The organism is Promicromonospora sp. NPDC090134 (genome assembly GCF_044746965.1).
GTDB lineage: Bacteria > Actinomycetota > Actinomycetes > Actinomycetales > Cellulomonadaceae > Promicromonospora.
The window spans coordinates 199745-215587 of the sequence record NZ_JBIVCZ010000011.1; the positions used below are offsets into that span (position 1 = coordinate 199745).

The 15843-nt window shown below is 73.7% G+C and carries 11 protein-coding genes; 10 read left to right on the forward strand and 1 reads right to left on the reverse strand.

Annotated features, from left to right (window positions below; translation table 11 throughout):
* Window positions 1-6 precede the first annotated feature (6 nt).
* The 8 genes from ACIPN7_RS25480 (at window position 7) to ACIPN7_RS25515 (ending at window position 11080) form a co-directional block, all read left to right on the forward strand.
* Window positions 7-984 (forward strand): electron transfer flavoprotein subunit alpha/FixB family protein, encoded by a 978-nt coding sequence (locus ACIPN7_RS25480; RefSeq protein ID WP_400549170.1) that lies wholly within the window; start codon window positions 7-9, stop codon window positions 982-984.
* Between the two features lie 176 nt (window positions 985-1160).
* Window positions 1161-2273: a ThiF family adenylyltransferase gene (locus ACIPN7_RS25485; protein ID WP_400549173.1), complete on the forward strand. Its 1113-nt coding sequence runs from the start codon at window positions 1161-1163 to the stop codon at window positions 2271-2273.
* A gap of 137 nt (window positions 2274-2410) precedes the next feature.
* Entirely contained in the window at window positions 2411-4576 is a 2166-nt protein-coding gene (locus ACIPN7_RS25490; protein WP_400549176.1) for a PhoX family protein, read from the forward strand.
* Window positions 4577-4723: 147 nt separating this feature from the next.
* Window positions 4724-5752 (forward strand): hypothetical protein, encoded by a 1029-nt coding sequence (locus ACIPN7_RS25495; protein WP_400549179.1) that lies wholly within the window; start codon window positions 4724-4726, stop codon window positions 5750-5752.
* Window positions 5749-7329 (forward strand): CoF synthetase, encoded by a 1581-nt coding sequence (locus ACIPN7_RS25500; RefSeq protein ID WP_400549182.1) that lies wholly within the window; start codon window positions 5749-5751, stop codon window positions 7327-7329. The genes ACIPN7_RS25495 and ACIPN7_RS25500 overlap by 4 nt, the downstream gene beginning before the upstream one ends.
* Window positions 7330-7429: 100 nt before the next feature.
* Window positions 7430-8716: a cysteine desulfurase family protein gene (locus ACIPN7_RS25505; RefSeq protein WP_400549184.1), complete on the forward strand. Its 1287-nt coding sequence runs from the start codon at window positions 7430-7432 to the stop codon at window positions 8714-8716.
* Window positions 8713-9897 carry a tRNA 2-thiouridine(34) synthase MnmA gene (mnmA, locus tag ACIPN7_RS25510; RefSeq protein WP_400549186.1) on the forward strand — a complete coding sequence of 395 codons (1185 nt, stop codon included), beginning with the start codon at window positions 8713-8715 and terminating at the stop codon, window positions 9895-9897. Before ACIPN7_RS25505 ends, mnmA begins: the two co-directional genes overlap by 4 nt.
* 145 nt (window positions 9898-10042) lie before the next feature.
* Window positions 10043-11080: a hypothetical protein gene (locus ACIPN7_RS25515; protein WP_400549189.1), complete on the forward strand. Its 1038-nt coding sequence runs from the start codon at window positions 10043-10045 to the stop codon at window positions 11078-11080.
* Between the two features lie 76 nt (window positions 11081-11156).
* Here ACIPN7_RS25515 and ACIPN7_RS25520 read toward each other — a convergent pair whose 3' ends face one another.
* Window positions 11157-13343 (reverse strand): prolyl oligopeptidase family protein, encoded by a 2187-nt coding sequence (locus ACIPN7_RS25520; protein WP_400549192.1) that lies wholly within the window; start codon window positions 13341-13343, stop codon window positions 11157-11159.
* Between the two features lie 324 nt (window positions 13344-13667).
* On the opposite strand from ACIPN7_RS25520, the gene ACIPN7_RS25525 reads away from it, so the two are divergent.
* Window positions 13668-15344 (forward strand): ATP-binding protein, encoded by a 1677-nt coding sequence (locus ACIPN7_RS25525; protein WP_400549195.1) that lies wholly within the window; start codon window positions 13668-13670, stop codon window positions 15342-15344.
* On the forward strand, window positions 15341-15754 hold the full coding sequence (locus tag ACIPN7_RS25530) for a roadblock/LC7 domain-containing protein (protein ID WP_377234533.1): 414 nt from the start codon (window positions 15341-15343) through the stop codon (window positions 15752-15754). Before ACIPN7_RS25525 ends, ACIPN7_RS25530 begins: the two co-directional genes overlap by 4 nt.
* The last annotated feature ends 89 nt before the right edge of the window (window positions 15755-15843 follow it).

Consider the following 15843-nt stretch of genomic DNA (forward strand, 5'->3'; position numbering starts at 1 on the left):
GACACGATGACCAACCGCACCGTCCTGGTCCTGCTCGACCCCGCGACCGAGGTCCGCACCAGCACGCTGGAGCTGCTCACCATCGCCCGCGGTCTCGGCCGGGTCGAGGCAGTCGCCCTGGAGGCGCCCACCGTGGAGGTGCTGGCGCAGCTCGGCGCGTACGGCGTCGAGACCGTGCACCAGGCGGAGCCCGCCCGGGACGGCGCCTGTGTGAGCGGCGACGAGCGGCACCTGCCCGCCGTCGTCGCGGCCGCCCTGGCCGCTGCCGTGCGCCTCGTCGACGCCGACGCGGTGCTGCTGCCCACGTCCTTCGCCGCCAAGGAGGCCGCCGCCCTGGCCGCCCACGACCTGGGTGCGGGCCTGGTCATCGACGCCTCCTCGCTGCGCGACGTGCACGGCCGCGTCGTGGCCGGCAAGCGCGTCTTCGCGGGCTCGTGGGACACCGAGTGCGCGGTGACCGCCGACGTCGCCGTGGTGACCGTCCGGGCCAACTCCGCCGTCGCGCAGCCCGTCGAGGCCGCCGTCGAACCGGTGACGGAGGGCTACGCCGTCGAGGTGCCGGCGTCGCCCGTGGCGCTGCTGTCCCGCGAGGTCAAGGCCGACACCAGCGGCCGGCCGCCGCTGGACCAGGCGGCCGTGGTGGTCGCCGGGGGACGCGGCACCGACGGCGACTTCGGTCCGGTGGAGGACCTCGCGGACGCGCTCGGCGCGGCGGTGGGCGCGTCCCGCGACGCCGCGTTCGAGGGCTGGTGGGACTCCTACGTCGGGCAGACCGGCGTGACGATCGCCCCGCGCGTCTACATCGGCGCAGGCATCTCGGGCGCGCCGCACCACCGCGGTGGCATGCAGGCGTCCCAGGTGATCGTCGCCGTGAACAGCGACCCGGAGGCGCCGATCTTCGAGATCTGCGACTTCGCCGTCGTGGGGCAGCTCGCCGACGTGCTCCCGCAGGCCGCGGCGGAGATCCGCAAGCGCAAGGGCTGAGGCGGGCGCTGCTCGTGCCGCTGACCCGACGGTTCGGGGAGGCCCAGCCGTCAGGTTCTCTTCGAGGCCCGGGGTTTCTTCGCTCTGGAGCGCCGCAAAGCGAAGAAACCCGGGTCTCGAAGGGGAGGGTGCGCCGGCCCCGTCCGAGGTGGTGGAATGACGTGATGGAGCCGTTCGTGAACCCCGTAGGCGGGCTCGGGCCCGCCGAGCGCCGCCGGGCCGCGCGGCACCTCCTGCTCGACGGCTTCGGCCTGGCCGCGCAGGAGCGCCTCGCCGCGTCGCGGGTCGTCGTGGTCGGCGCGGGCGGCCTCGGGTCGCCCGCGCTCCAGTACCTCGCGGCGGCGGGCGTGGGCACGCTCGGCATCATCGACGACGACGTCGTGGAGGCCTCCAACCTGCAGCGCCAGGTGCTGCACTCGGCGGCCGACGTCGGACGCGCCAAGCCGGACTCGGCGGCCGACACGCTGCGCGGGCTGGCCCCCGAGGTCGAGGTGATCGCGCACCGCGAGCGGCTCACGAGGGACAACGCCGCCGCGATCCTCGCCGGATACCACCTCGTGGTCGACGGCTCGGACACGTTCGAGACGCGCTACGCCGTGTCCGACGCCGCGGCGGGGCTGGGGCTGCCGGTCGTCTGGGGCACGGTGCTGGGCTGGGACGGGCAGGTGAGCGTCTTCTGGTCGGCGGCGCCGGACGGGCGCGCCATCACCTACCCCGACGTGTTCGGACCGCAGCCGCCCGAGGGGGAGTCGTGCGCGACCGTGGGCGTGCTCAGCCCGGCCTGCGGCGTGGTGGGCTCGACCATGGCGGTCGAGGCGGTCAAGATCCTGACCGGTACGGGCGACCCGGCGCTGGGTCGCCTGCTCGCCTACGACGCGCGCACCTCCGGGTGGGACACGATCGAGCTGGCCGCGCCGCCGTCGGGCGAGGTCGACGGGGCGGGGGCGACCGGCAGCGCCGAGGCGGCCGACGGCGAGGAGGCGTCCCGCAGCGCCGAGGCGTCGGGCGGCCCGCGCGCGGTGGAGGTGCCGCCGTCGTCCGACCCGGCGACGTCCGGCGAGCCTGGTGTGCTGGTGCTCGACGTCGGGCTGCGGCCCGGCGTACCCGGCGCCGTGTTCGCGCGGCTGGAGGACCTGGCCGCCGGGGCCTTCCCGGCCGAGCTGCTGGACCACCCGGTCGACCGGCCGGTGGTCGTGGTGTGCGAGCGCGGGCTGCGGTCGCGGGGTGCGGAGCAGCTGCTGCGCGCGGAGGGCTGGCGGGACGTCACGAGCCGCGCGCTCGTCGGCTAGAGGCGGGACCCCGGGGGAGGACCCACCTGCTGGACACGTCCCGTTCACCTGGACGTACCGGACCTTTGGTGGCGCAGACATCGCCTGCTCCTAGGTTGACGACGTCCCACCCCCCTTTTCGGACCGGAGAGCCTCCGATGACGATCGCCCCTGAGAACCGCCCGCTGCTGACGGTGCACACGCATGCCCGTGGCAAGCGCAGCCCCGTCACCTGTCGCCTCAAGTGCAATGACGCGTGCCTTCACCCCGCGCCGAACGAGAGCGCCAACGAGTACTTCAAGGACGTCGTGAGCTCGGTGCTGTCGCGCCGCGCGATGCTCGGCACGCTGGCCGTCGCGGCCGGCGCCGTGGTGATCGGCGCGCAGGGCGCGACCGCGCCGTCGGCCGCCGCCGCCACGCTGCCCGAGGGCCGGTTCCCCGGGACCGGCCACGGCCAGGGCCTCGCCTTCGGCGCCATCGACCCGCAGCCCGTCGACGTGGACGCGCTGGTGGTCCCCGAGGGCTACACCTGGGACCCGATCATCCGCTGGGGCGACCCGATCCTGCCGGGCGGCCGCACCTTCGACCCGAACAACCAGTCGCCGGAGCAGCAGGCCAAGCAGTTCGGCTACAACTGCGACTACCTCGACATCCTGCCGATCCGTCCCGGTGAGAAGCACCGCGGGACGCGCGGCATCCTGGTCTCGAACCTCGAGTACACCAACCCCGAGATCATGTTCCCGCCCACGGAGCGGTACTGGGACATCGCAGCCGACGGCAGCCGCACCAAGAACGCGTACTCGCGCGCGATCGAGCGGGCCGCGCACGGCATGGCCGTCGTCGAGGTGCGCCGCCGCGACACCGGCAAGCCGTGGGACTACCAGCGCATCAGCGTGCTGAACCGCCGCATCCACCTGGACACCGAGTTCGTGCTCGACGGCCCGGCCGCCGGCTCGGACCTGCTCAGGACCGTCGCCGACCCGACGGGCAAGCGCGTGTTCGGCACCATGAACAACTGCGCCGGCGGCACCACGCCGTGGGGCACCGTCCTGTCGGGCGAGGAGAACTTCAACGGCTACTTCGTGGCCGCGGGGGTCAACCCGACCGCCGACGCCCGCTACGGCATCGGCGCCTCCACCAGCTACGGCTGGGAGGCCGACGAGCCGCGCTTCGCGCAGTCCGCGGGCTATGAGAACGAGTCCAACCGCTTCGGCTGGATCGTCGAGCTCGACCCGTACGACCCGACCGCCAAGCCCGTCAAGCACACCGCGATGGGCCGGTTCAAGCACGAGGGCGCCAACGTCACGCTGTCCCGCACGGGCCACGCCGTCGCGTACATGGGCGACGACCAGGCGTTCGACTACGTCTACAAGTTCGTCTCGAAGGACCGCGTGGCCAAGGGCGACTCCCGCTGGGCGCGTACCCACAACAAGACGCTCCTGTCCGAGGGCGACCTGTTCGTGGCCAAGTTCACCGGCGACTCGCCGGCCGCCCAGATCGACGGCTCGGGCGCGGTCCCGGCCGACGGCGCGTTCGACGGCACCGGCGAGTGGCTCCCGCTGGTCCAGGACGGCCGCAGCAAGGTTCCGGGCATGTCGGTCGAGGAGGTGCTCGTCTACACGCGCCTGGCCGCCGACAAGGTGGGCGCCACCAAGATGGACCGCCCCGAGGACGTCGAGATCAGCCCCGTCACGGGCCGGATCTACGTGGCCTGCACCAACAACTCGGGCCGCACCCCGGGCAACGCGACCGAGGGTGCCACCGAGGCCAACCCGCGCACCCACAAGGTCGTCGGCGGCGTGACCACCAACGGCAACCGGGACGGCCACGTGGTCGAGATCATCCCGTCCGGCGACCAGACCGCCACGCGGTTCACGTGGAACCTGCTGCTCGTGGCCGGCGACCCCGCCGTCGAGGGCACGTACTTCTCGGGCTACCCGAAGGACCAGGTCTCGCCCATCTCCTGCCCCGACAACCTCGCGTTCGACGCCGAGGGCAACCTCTGGATCTCGACGGACGGCCAGCCCAGCTCGTCGGCGATCGCCCGGTGCGACGGCCTGTTCAAGGTGCCGGTCGCGGGCCGCGAGCGGGGCCACGTCCAGCAGTTCCTCTCGGTCCCCGCGGGCGCCGAGACCTGCGGGCCGCTGGTCGACTCCCGTGACGGCATGGTCTACGTGAACGTGCAGCACCCGGGCGAGAACGGCTCCTTCGAGGCACCGGACTCGTACTTCCCGGACTACGTCGCCGCGGGCGCCACCGTCGAGGCCGGCGACTTCCGCGGCCCGCGCCCCACGGTGGTCCAGGTCTACCGCGACCGCGACTGACCTGACCGACCCGACCCGCTGAGTGCGGGGTAATCGTGCTTCCGGCCGGTCCGGGAGCACCAATACCCCGCACTCGAGCCTTGTGGGCGGATAACGGTTCGACATCTTGCCGGTCGGTATGTCCCCTGGTCGCGCTAGGTTGCGGTCGTGTCGCACACCGAGCCATGGCTGAGCATCGTCGAGGACGCCCGCCACTACCCGTCCCCCCACAACTCGCAGCCCATCAAGCTGCGGCCCGTGGACGAGGCCACCGCCGAGATCTACTACGACCTCGACCTCGGGCTGCCCGCCGAGTCGTTCGGCATCCCGTTCGGGCACGTCTGTGCCGGCGTCTTCCTGGAGTCGCTCCGCACGGTCGCCGAGGGGCTCGGGTACGGGGTCGAGGAGAGCCTCGACCGGAGCGACATGGACTTCGGCGGCAGCGACCGCCTGCACCACCTGGGCACGCTACGGCTGGTCCCGCGCCCCGTGTCCGACGACGCCCGCGCGCGGCTCGCGCTCTTCCGGTCCCGCCAGACGTCGCGCCGTCCGTACGACGCCCGGCTCGTGCCCGACGACGTCGTCGCCGCCGCGACCGGGGTGGCGACCGCCGCCGGCCACACGTTCCGCACGACCGCCGACCGCGCCGTCGTGCGCCGGCTGGTGCACATCAACCAGGCCACGCTGTTCTCCGACCTGCGCAACGACGCCGTCTACGGGGAGATCATGACCTGGCTGCGGTTCAGCAAGGACGACGCCCGCACCCGGGCCGACGGCCTGAGCGCCGAGGCCATGCTCATGCCCGGCGGCCTGCTCCGGTTCGCCATGGGTCACCGCGGCCTGTGGGACGCGCCGGTCATCGGCGGGGCGATCCGCGCGATGTACCTGAACACCATGCGCGGGGTGCGGCAGCTCGGCTGGCTGGAGGGCCCGTTCGCGCGGCCGGCCGACCACGTCGAGGCAGGCCGCACCTTCATGCGCCTCTGGCTGGAGCTCACCGCCCACGGCGTGCGGCTCCACCCGTTCGGAACGGTGATCACCAACCCCGGTTCGCACGAGGCCTTCGCGCGGGAGGTCGCCGCCGACGAGAGCGGCGACCGGATGGCCTGGATGCTGTTCCGGTTCGGGTACAGCAAGACCCCGCCGGTGGCGCACCGCCGTCCGGCCACCTCGATGCTGATCGGAGCCACCGCATGAGGCGCCTGCTCGCCTTCTCGCTCGTCGGCCTGGTGGACGCCGTCGTGCGCCCGCTCACCTACAGCGTGCACACGCACAAGCTGCTGCTCGGACCGGGCATCGAGCCGCTGCGCTGGTGGCTCGGCCGGCTGCGCGCCTGGCGCACCTTCGACCTCGCCGCGCGCGAGGTGCCCGCCTACCGCGCGTTCCTCGCCGAGCACGGCCGCGACAGCCGGCTGCGCCACACGGGCTCGCTGGCCGAGACGTTCCGGGGCATCCCGGAGATGGACAAGGAGTCCTACGTCAAGCGGTGGAGCATCCCCGAGCGCTGCATCGGCGGAGCGCTGCCGCGGCGCGGCGTCGTCGTCGACGAGTCGTCCGGCAGCTCCGGGACGCCCACGAGCTGGGTGCGCGGCAGCGAGGAGCGCGCGGCCACCCGCCAGCTCCTCCAGGTCGGCTTCGCGCGGACGGCGTCGACCCTGCGCAAGAAGCCGTTCGTGCTCAACGCGTTCTCGCTCGGGGCGTGGGCCACCGGCATGAACGTCACGGCCTCGCTCACCGAGGTCACGATGATCAAGTCCTGCGGGCCCGACAAGGACAAGATCATCGCCACGATGCAGGAGTTCGGGACCGACTACACCTACATCATCACCAGCTACCCGCCGTTCCTGAAGTCCCTGTTCGAGGACGACCGGCTGGACTGGGCCGCGTACGACATCGTGGCCGCGTTCGGCGGCGAGGGCATCAGCGAGAACATGCGCTCGCACATCCTCAGGTACGCCCACAGCGTCTTCGGCTCCTACGGGGCGAGCGACCTGGAGATCAACCTCAGCATCGAGACCGACTTCACCGTCGCCCTGCGCCGCGCCATCAGCGCGGACCCGCGCCTGTCCGAGCGGCTGACGCGGACCGGCGAGTACGGCGTGCTCCCGATGATCTTCCAGTTCAACCCCTTCGACTACCTGCTCGAGACCAACGACGACGGCGAGCTGGTCGTGACGATCGCCCGCGACCGCAACATCAACCCCCGCGTGCGCTACAACATCCACGACCGCGGCCACGTCATGCGCGTGCGCGACGTCCTGCCGGTGCTCAAGGAGCTCGGCCACCACGAGGTCGTGGCCGAGAAGTTCCTCGACCTGCCGCTGCTGTTCCACTACGGGCGCTCCGACCTGTCCGTCGACTACAACGGCGCCGTCATCGGGCCGGACGCGCTGCGCGACGTGGTGCACAGCGACCCCGAGCTCCTGGAGGCGGTCGAGAACCACCGCCTGATCAGCTACGAGGACGCCCGCGGCGACCGGCAGCTGCACATCGCGCTCCAGCTCGGCGCGAGCGCGACCGAGGCAGCCACCCTGGACCAGGACCGGCTGCGCGTCTTCGTCGTCGACGAGCTGAGGCGCCGCAACGGGGACTTCCACAACGGTGTCCGCACCGCGCCGGACGGCACGCTGCCCACCATCGCGTTCTACGCCCACCGCACCGGACCGTTCGCCACCGACAGCGGCAAGCTCAAGAACGAGTACGTCTGGCAGCTCCCCGCGGGCGCCCTGGACCAGTGGGAGACGGACCTCTCGCACGTGTTCCCCCGGGAGTGAGCCCGCCGTGAGCCCGGTCTTCCGGGAGCGGGCCGGGCCCGAGCATCGCGCGGCTCACACCCCGGGAAGCGTTCCCGGCCCGGATGCGTTCGTAGACTTGATGATCGTGACCACTCCGCCCCCTGGCCCGGCGCGCACGCCCCTGACGGCGAGCGGCGCCCACGGTGAGCCCACCCGCGAGCCCGACGGGGCGTACCTCGACCACGCCGCGACCACGCCCATGTCGGCCGCGGCGCTCGCGGCGTACGTCGCCGAGGCTCAGCGCACGGGCAACGCGTCGTCCCTGCACTCGGCGGGCCGCACGTCGCGGCGCGCCGTCGAGGAGGCGCGGGAGACGCTGGCCAAGGCCCTGGGCGCGCGGCCCAGCGAGGTCATCTTTACCTCGGGCGGTACCGAGTCGGACAACCTGGCGATCAAGGGCATCTTCTGGGGACGCCGGGCGCAGGACACGCGCCGCACCCGCGTGCTCGTCTCCGCCGTCGAGCACCACGCCGTGCTCGACCCGGCGTTCTGGCTGGCGGGCCACGCGGGCGCGGAGATCGTGCTCCTGCCCGTCGACGCCGAGGGCCGGCTCGACCTGGACGCCCTGCGCGCCGAGCTCGCCGCCCACGCCGCCGAGACGGCGCTGATCAGCGTCATGTGGGCCAACAACGAGGTGGGCACGCTCCAGCCGGTCCGCGACGTGGTGCGCGCCGCGCGCCCCTACGGCATCCCCGTGCACACCGACGCCGTGCAGGCGGTCGGCCAGTCCGCGGTGGACTTCGCGGAGTCCGGCGTCGACGCCATGACCGTCTCCGCCCACAAGCTGGGCGGCCCCGTCGGCGTGGGCGCCCTGCTCGCCCGCCGCGACCTCGCGCTCGACGCCGTGCTGCACGGCGGCGGGCAGGAGCGCGGCGTGCGCTCGGGCACGCTCGACGCCGCCTCGATCGCGGCCTTCGGCGTCGCCGCGCGCCACGCCGTCGAGTGCCTGCCCCAGCGTGCCGCGCGCCTGCGCGCGCTGCGCGACGCGCTCGTCGCCCGGGTGGGCGTCGCCGCGCCGTCCGCGGTGCTGCGCGGCCCCGACCCCGCGTCGGGCGACCGGCTGCCCGGGAACGCCCACTTCACGTTCCCCGGCGCCGAGGGCGACTCGCTGCTGTACCTGCTGGACTCCGCGGGCGTGCAGGCGTCCACCGGCTCGGCGTGCCAGGCGGGCGTGCCGCAGCCGTCGCACGTGCTGCTCGCCATGGGCGTCCCCGAGACGGAGGCGCGGGGCGCCCTGCGCTTCACGCTCGGGGCGACGTCCACCGAGTCCGACGTCGACCGCCTCGTGGCCGCGCTGCCGCAGGTCGTCGCCCGGGCGCAGGCCGCGGGCCTGGTGTCGGGCCGCGCGCTGGGCGGCGCGTCGTGAGGGTGCTCGCCGCCATGTCGGGCGGCGTGGACTCCGCGGTCGCGGCGGCGCTCGCCGTCGAGGCGGGGCACGACGTGGTGGGCGTGCACATGGCGCTGTCCCGCGACCGCGACCAGTTCCGCACGGGCTCGCGCGGCTGCTGCTCCATCGAGGACGCCGGCGACGCCCGCCGGGCCGCTGATGTGCTCGGCATCCCGTACTACGTGTGGGACCTGTCCGAGCGGTTCGAGGACACCGTCGTGGCCGACTTCCTCTCGGAGTACGAGGCCGGCCGCACCCCCAACCCGTGCGTGCGCTGCAACGAGCACATCAAGTTCGAGGCCCTGCTGGACAAGGCGACGGCCCTCGGGTTCGACGCCGTCGCCACGGGCCACTACGCGCAGATCGTCACCCGGGAGGTCCCGGGGGCGGACGGCGGCCCGCGCACCGTGCGCGAGCTGCACCGCTCGCCGAACGACGCCAAGGACCAGTCGTACGTGCTGGCCGTCGCCGGCCCGGAGCGGCTCGCCCGCGCGATGTTCCCGCTGGGCGGGTTCGCGTCCAAGGACGAGGTGCGGGCCGAGGCCGCGCGCCGCGGCCTGTCGGTCTCCGCGAAGCCCGACTCCTACGACATCTGCTTCGTCGCCGACGGTGACACCCGCGGGTTCCTCCAGTCCCGCCTGGGGTCGCGCCCGGGCGAGGTGGTGGACGTCGACGGCGCCGTGGTGGGCGAGCACGACGGCGCCTACGCGTTCACGGTGGGTCAGCGCAAGGGCCTCGGGCTGGGCCGCCCCGCCGCCGACGGCCGGGCGCGGTACGTCGTGGACGTGCAGCCCGCGACCAACACCGTGGTCGTGGGGCCGGCGGAGCTGCTGAGCGTGGACCGGATCGCGGGGGAGAAGGCGCTGTGGTTCGACGGCGTGCTGGAGCACGAGCCGGACGGGTGGTTCGAGGCCGAGGTGCAGGTGCGCGCCCACGGTGCTCCCGTCCCGGCGCGGGTGCGCGCGGCCGAGGGCGGGCCCGGCACGTCCGGCCCGGACGCCTCCGGTGCGGATGTGACCGGCCCGGCGCTGGAGATCGAGCTGACCGGCGCACCCCTGCGCGGGGTCGCGGCGGGCCAGTCGGTCGTGGTGTACCGCGGCACGCGGGTGCTGGGTCAGGCGACCGTCTCGCGCGCCTGGCGCGCGGCCGCGGCGAGGTAGCAGCCGGGCGGCCGGCCGGGCGTGTACCGCGCACGACCCCTCGTCCTGGACAATCGGCAGCACGGCGGACGGTGGCGCGGCGACGCGCCCCGGCCGCGGCCCGGCGTCGGACGACGCGGGGACCACCCCTGAACGAGGAGAGCCGATGACTGCGGTGACCGGGCACGGGCCCTGGCCAGGCGGCGAGCGCGACGTGCTGGAGGCGCAGCAGACGGCGCTGGGCGAGCTCGCGGAGCTCCCGACCGGCGTCGACGCGGTGCCGTTCCTCACGCAGCTCACGCAGCGCGGCCCGGGCGCGGACCCCCTGGGGCGCACGGCGGCGCTCCTGACCGAGATGCCCGTCGAGCTCGGCCCGCACGGCTGGAAGCTCACGGAGCGGCCCGGCGCGGACGCCCGCCGGTCGGAGGCGTTCTGGCGCGAGGACCTTGGCGCGCTCGCCGTCGCGGCGCACGGCCACACCGGCGCGCTCACGGTCGAGGTGCTGGGGCCGTGGACCCTGGCGGCCCAGCTCTGGTCGGCCCGCGGGGACCGCGTCCTGGCCGACGCCGGGGCCCGCGCCGACCTGGCGCTCGCCCTCGCGGACGGCGTGCGCACGCTGGTGTCCGACGTCGTGGCCCAGGTGCCCGGCGCGGAGGTGACCGTGCAGGTCGCGGAGCCGCTGCTCGGCCAGGTGCACGCGGGCGTGCTGCCCACGTTCTCCGGGTTCTCCCGCCTGCGGGCCGTGGCGGGGCCCGAGATCGTGGGCGGGCTGGAGCCGGTGCTCGCGGCGGTGCGCGACGCCGGCGCGCGCTCGGTGGTGCACCTCGGCAGCACCTGGGTGGGCGTGCCGCCCGTGGTGCTCGCCGGGGCGGACGCGCTGGGGCTCGACCTGGCCGACGTCGGCCCCGGCGGCTGGAACGAGAAGGCCTGGGAGCTGATCGCGCGCGCCGTCGAGCGGGGCACCGGGCTGTGGGCGGGGCTGCCGCCGGCACAGGTCTCGCAGTGCGCCGGACCGGCGCTCGGCGAGCTGGCCCAGCTGGTCGCGGAGCCCTGGCGGCGGATCGGCCTGCCAGCCGCGGACCTCGCGGGCGTCACGCTCCTGGCCGCACCTCGCCGGGCCCTGGGCCCGGTGGACGCGCACCGCGCGGAGCTGGCCAACCTGGGCCGCGTGGCCGAGACCCTGGCAGAGAAGGCCGAGGCCTGACTCCACTTCGAGACCCGACTTTTCTCCGCTTTGAGCTGAGTCAAAGCGGAGAAAGTCGGGCCTCAAAGGTGAGGCGTCACGCCGCCGGGCCGGTTCCGGCCAGGCGGTTCCAGAGGAACGTCCAGTGCGTCGCCGCCATGTACGCCGCCTGCGCGTTGTTGGCCGCGCCGCCGTGGCCGCCCTCGATGTTCTCGTAGTACGTCACGTCCTTGCCCGCGGCCAGCATGAGCGCCGCCATCTTGCGGGCATGGCCCGGGTGCACCCGGTCGTCCTTGGTCGACGTCGTGAACAGCACCGGCGGGTACTCCCGCACGGCGTCGAACAGGTGGTACGGCGAGAACGTGCGCACGAACTCCCAGTCGGCGGTGTCCGGGTCGCCGTACTCGGCCATCCACGACGCGCCCGCCAGCAGGTGCGAGTACCGCTTCATGTCGAGCAGCGGCACGCCCACGATGATCGCGCCGAACAGCTCCGGGTACTGCGTGAGCATGTTGCCCGCCAGCAGCCCGCCGTTGGACCGGCCCTCCATGCCGAGGCGCTCCGGCACCGTGACGCCCCGTGCGACCAGGTCGCGCGCCACGGCCGCGAAGTCCTCGTAGGCCCGGTGCCGGTCGGCCTTCAGCGCGGCCTGGTGCCAGGCCGGGCCGTACTCGCCGCCGCCCCGGATGTTCGCCACGGCGTACACTCCGCCGCGGTCCAGCCACGCCCGCCCGATCGTGCCCGAGTACCCGGGCAGGATCGCGTGCTCGAACCCGCCGTAGCCCCACAGCAGCGTGGGCGCGGGACCGGCCTGCCCGGACACGAGGTCCGCCCGGCCGACGACGAAGTACGGGACGCGCGTGCCGTCGTCCGACACCGTGAACTCCTGGCGCACCTCCAGGCCCGCCGCCTCGAAGTACGACGGCGCGGACTTGAGCACCTCGGGCGCGTCCTGCGCCGCGCCCACGGTGGCCAGGCCCAGCGTCGACGGCGTGAGGTACCCCGTGGTGACCACCCAGACGTCGTCGGAGTCGACGACGTCCACCGCGCCGACGCCCACCGTGAGCAGCTCGCCGCCCACGGGCAGGTCGGAGCGCACCCACTGCCCGCCGGCCGACCCGGCCGAGCCCCCGCCGACCAGGTCGGGCGGCGTCAGCACGTGCAGCAGGTTCTTCACGTCGTCGAGCACGTTGACCACGAGGTGGTGCCGCGTCCAGGTGGTCCCGGCGAGCGACGTCGTCGGCGTCGGCTCGAAGAGGACCGTCAGGTCGCGGGACCCGGCCATGAAGTCGTCGAACGGGGCGGCGAGCAGGGACCCGGCGTGGTACGTCGTGCCGGACGGCGTCCAGTCGTCGCGCAGCCGCACCAGCATCCACTCCCGGTGCAGGCCGACGTTCGCCGAGTCCGGGACGTCGATCTTCGTGAGGGTCTGCTCGTCCGTGCCGACGCCGGTGGCCAGGTACGTCTCGTTGGCGTAGAAGCGCAGCGCGCGGTGCACCAGGTCGCGCTCGAAGCCCGGGGTGTGCGAGCGGGACGCGCTGATGTACATGTCCTGCTCGGTGCCCTCGTACACGAGGGCCGCCTCGGCCAGCGGCGTGCCGCGCGTCCACCGCTTCACCTGCCGCGGGTAGCCCGACGGCGTCATGGTGCCGGCGCCGAAGTCGGTGAACACGTAGACCGTGTCCGCGTCGACCCAGGACAGCCCGCCCTTGGCCTCGGCCCGCACGAACCCGCCCTCGTCCTGCGGCACGAACCGCTTGTCGACCAGGTCGAACTCGCGCGTGACGTCCGAGTCGGAGCCGCCGGGCGACAGGTCGACGAGCGCGTGCCGGCGGGGCTCGCCCGCGGCGAGCTGCTCCGCCGTCGGGCGCAGGACGCTCGCGCCGTGCCAGACCCAGCTCTGGCCCTCCTGCTCGGCGAGCGCGTCGAGGTCCAGCACGACCTCCCACTCCGGGTCGTCGGTGCGGTAGGAGTCGAGCGTGGTGCGGCGCCACAGGCCGCGCTGGTGCTCGGCGTCCTGCCAGAAGTTGTAGTAGTGCTCGCCCACCTTCGAGACGTGCGGGATCTTGTCGTCCGAGTCGAGGACCTCGCGGACCTGGCCCTCGATCGTCGTGAAGAGGTCGCCGCCGAGCACGGCGGCGCTGTGCGCGTTGCGCTCGCGGACCCAGTCCAGGGCGGTGTCGCCCTCGACGTCCTCGAGCCAGGCGAACGGGTCGGTCGCGGGGTCGAGGGGAGTCGTCGGGAGAGCGGTTCGGGGGGCGGTCTGGGTGGGCTCGGCGCTCATGGTGAGCACCCTACGCGGCCGGTCGCGGCCGCCGCCGACGTCGGGACCGCTTGCCGTCCGCCAGAACCCTCTGCGCCCGTTTTTTGCTGATTTGGGGGGTTACCCGGCCAAGGGCTCTCCCCATTCCTCACTGGCACATATTTTCGCAGTTCGCACCACGGCCCTGCCCTTCCACGTGTGGGACGCCCTGTGGTAGAAACTGCACTCCAGGGGGTTGTTCGCCCCCTTCAGCCGAGTTCGAGGTCCAGGTCGCGGTATCCGCCCTGTCCGGACCACCCGAACTCTGACGACACAACTACTAGGGGGATCGGCTCGGTGAGCTCGATGTCTTCTTCTCCTCCGCCCAGCAGGCTGCGCCAGGTCGCGCCCTGGGTGTGCGTCGCCGGTGTGCTCGCCTACGTCCTCGTGGCACCCGTCCTGTTCACCGCCACCGGGGCCAGCTCCACGTGGCCCGCCTGGCTCGTCGGCGTCGCTGCCGTCGGGCTCGCGGTGGCGGCCGCGCTGATCGCCGCGCGGTCCTCCCGTGACGACCTCGCCTCCCACGAGGACCTGCTCCTCGCCTACCGTCGGGCCGAGGAGCGCGCCGACGCCGCCTCCGCGGCCCTCGACGCCCTGGCGAAGGAGCAGCTGCCCGCGTTCCTCGACAGCGAGCCCGCCCCGCCCCTGCCGCACCTGCCCGGCGACGCCCGGGCCCAGGCGCGCCTGGACGAGGCGGCCGGCATGCTGGCCCGCGTCCAGGAGGAGCGGGTCGCCCGCCGTGACGCGGTCCAGGTCGCCGTCGTGGCCCTGAGCCGCAAGGTCCAGGCCGCCGCGCACCGCATCCAGGAGGAGGCGGCGCGCATGGTGCAGCGCCACCCCACCGACGCGGACATCCTGCAGACCTCCATGCGCGTCGACCACGCGGCTGCCCAGCAGGCCCGCCAGGCCCAGAGCCTCGCGGCCCTGTGCGGCGAGTGGCCGGGCCAGCAGTGGAGCGAGCCGCTCCCGCTGCCCGACGTCGTCAAGGGCGCCGCCAGCCGCATCACCGCGTTCCACCGGGTCGAGGTGTCGGGCGACCCCGGTGTCGCCGTCTCGGCGCGCATCGTGGAGCCGCTCATCCACCTCGTGGCCGAGCTGCTGTCCAACGCCACGCAGTCCTCGCCGCCCACCACGCAGGTCCTCGTGGCCCTGCGCCAGGTGCAGCGCGGCGCGGTCGTCGAGATCGACGACTGCGGTGTGGGCCTCGACCTCAAGCAGCTCGAGCAGGCGCGCGACATCGCCTCCGGCAAGCGCGAGATCAGCATCACCGAGCTGGGCGAGATCCCGCAGACGGGCCTCGCGGTGGTCGGCACCTACGCCCGCCGCCACGGCTTCCGCGTGGACGTCACCGAGTCCGTCTACGGCGGCCTCCGCGCGATCGTGATGATCCCGGCCGAGCTCACCGAGGCCGTGGTGCCGTCGGGCATGCTGACGCCCGCCGCCACGCTGCCGAGCGCCAACGTCCCGTCCACCGGCGTCGCGGCGCTCGCGTCGAGCCGAGCCGCCACCGCCGTCGTGGAGGCACCGCTCCCGCGCGAGCTGCCCACGGCGAAGCCCGCCGAGGACGACGAGTGGCCAGCCCCTGCGGCGCCCGACGCCGCGACCGTGCTACCCGTCGAGCCGCTGAGCGTGCCCGGCGACGTGGTCGAGGACGAGGAGGAGACGCCCGTGGCCGGTGCTCACGTGAAGGCCCCCGGTGAGCTTCCCCTACGCCCTGGGCGAGCCCGCCCTGAGGATGACGAGTTCCCTGAGCCGCACGCGCTCCCGCAGCGGCGGTCCCGCCGTGGAGAGGCGGGGACGCCGGGTGACCGGGCAGAGCCCAGCCCGGAGCCCCGCACCGAGGACACCGGTCCCGCTCAGACGGCCGAGGAGGCCGGCGAGTGGATGGGCGCCTTCTTCAGCTCGAGCGAGGCGCGGTTCGGGGACTCACCTGACAGCAGCGAACCGTCGGCTGGCGCCGGCGGAACTTCGGAGGACCGATGACTACGCAGGCCGACGGCATGACGAGCACCGACGGCAACAGCTGGATGCTCGAGCTCATCAGTGGTGTACGGGGGGTCAAGCATGTAGTGGTGCTCACCTCGGACGGGCTGATGAAGGTTCGGACCGACCAGACCCCGCTCGACGTGGCCGACAAGGTCTCGGCGGCATGCGCCGGACTGGCGGCGCTGGGGATCGGAATGAGCCGGGAGTTCGGGAACAGCGACACGATCCGCCAGGTGATGGTGGAGTTCGACGGCGGCTTCCTGTTCGTCCGGGGGGCCGGCGACGGCTCCCGCCTGGCGGTCATCACGGACACGGTGATCGACCCGGCGCTGATTGCCCAGCAGATGCAGGCCCAGGTGCTCATGATCGGGGAGCGCACGCTGGGCACGGAGCGGATCAACAGCTGATCCCGTCTCCGGCGTCGTCACGGAAAGCAGTACCCAGGCCTACCGCGGCCCGGCCGTTTCAAGCACCACCAGCTCGACCGATACCTGAT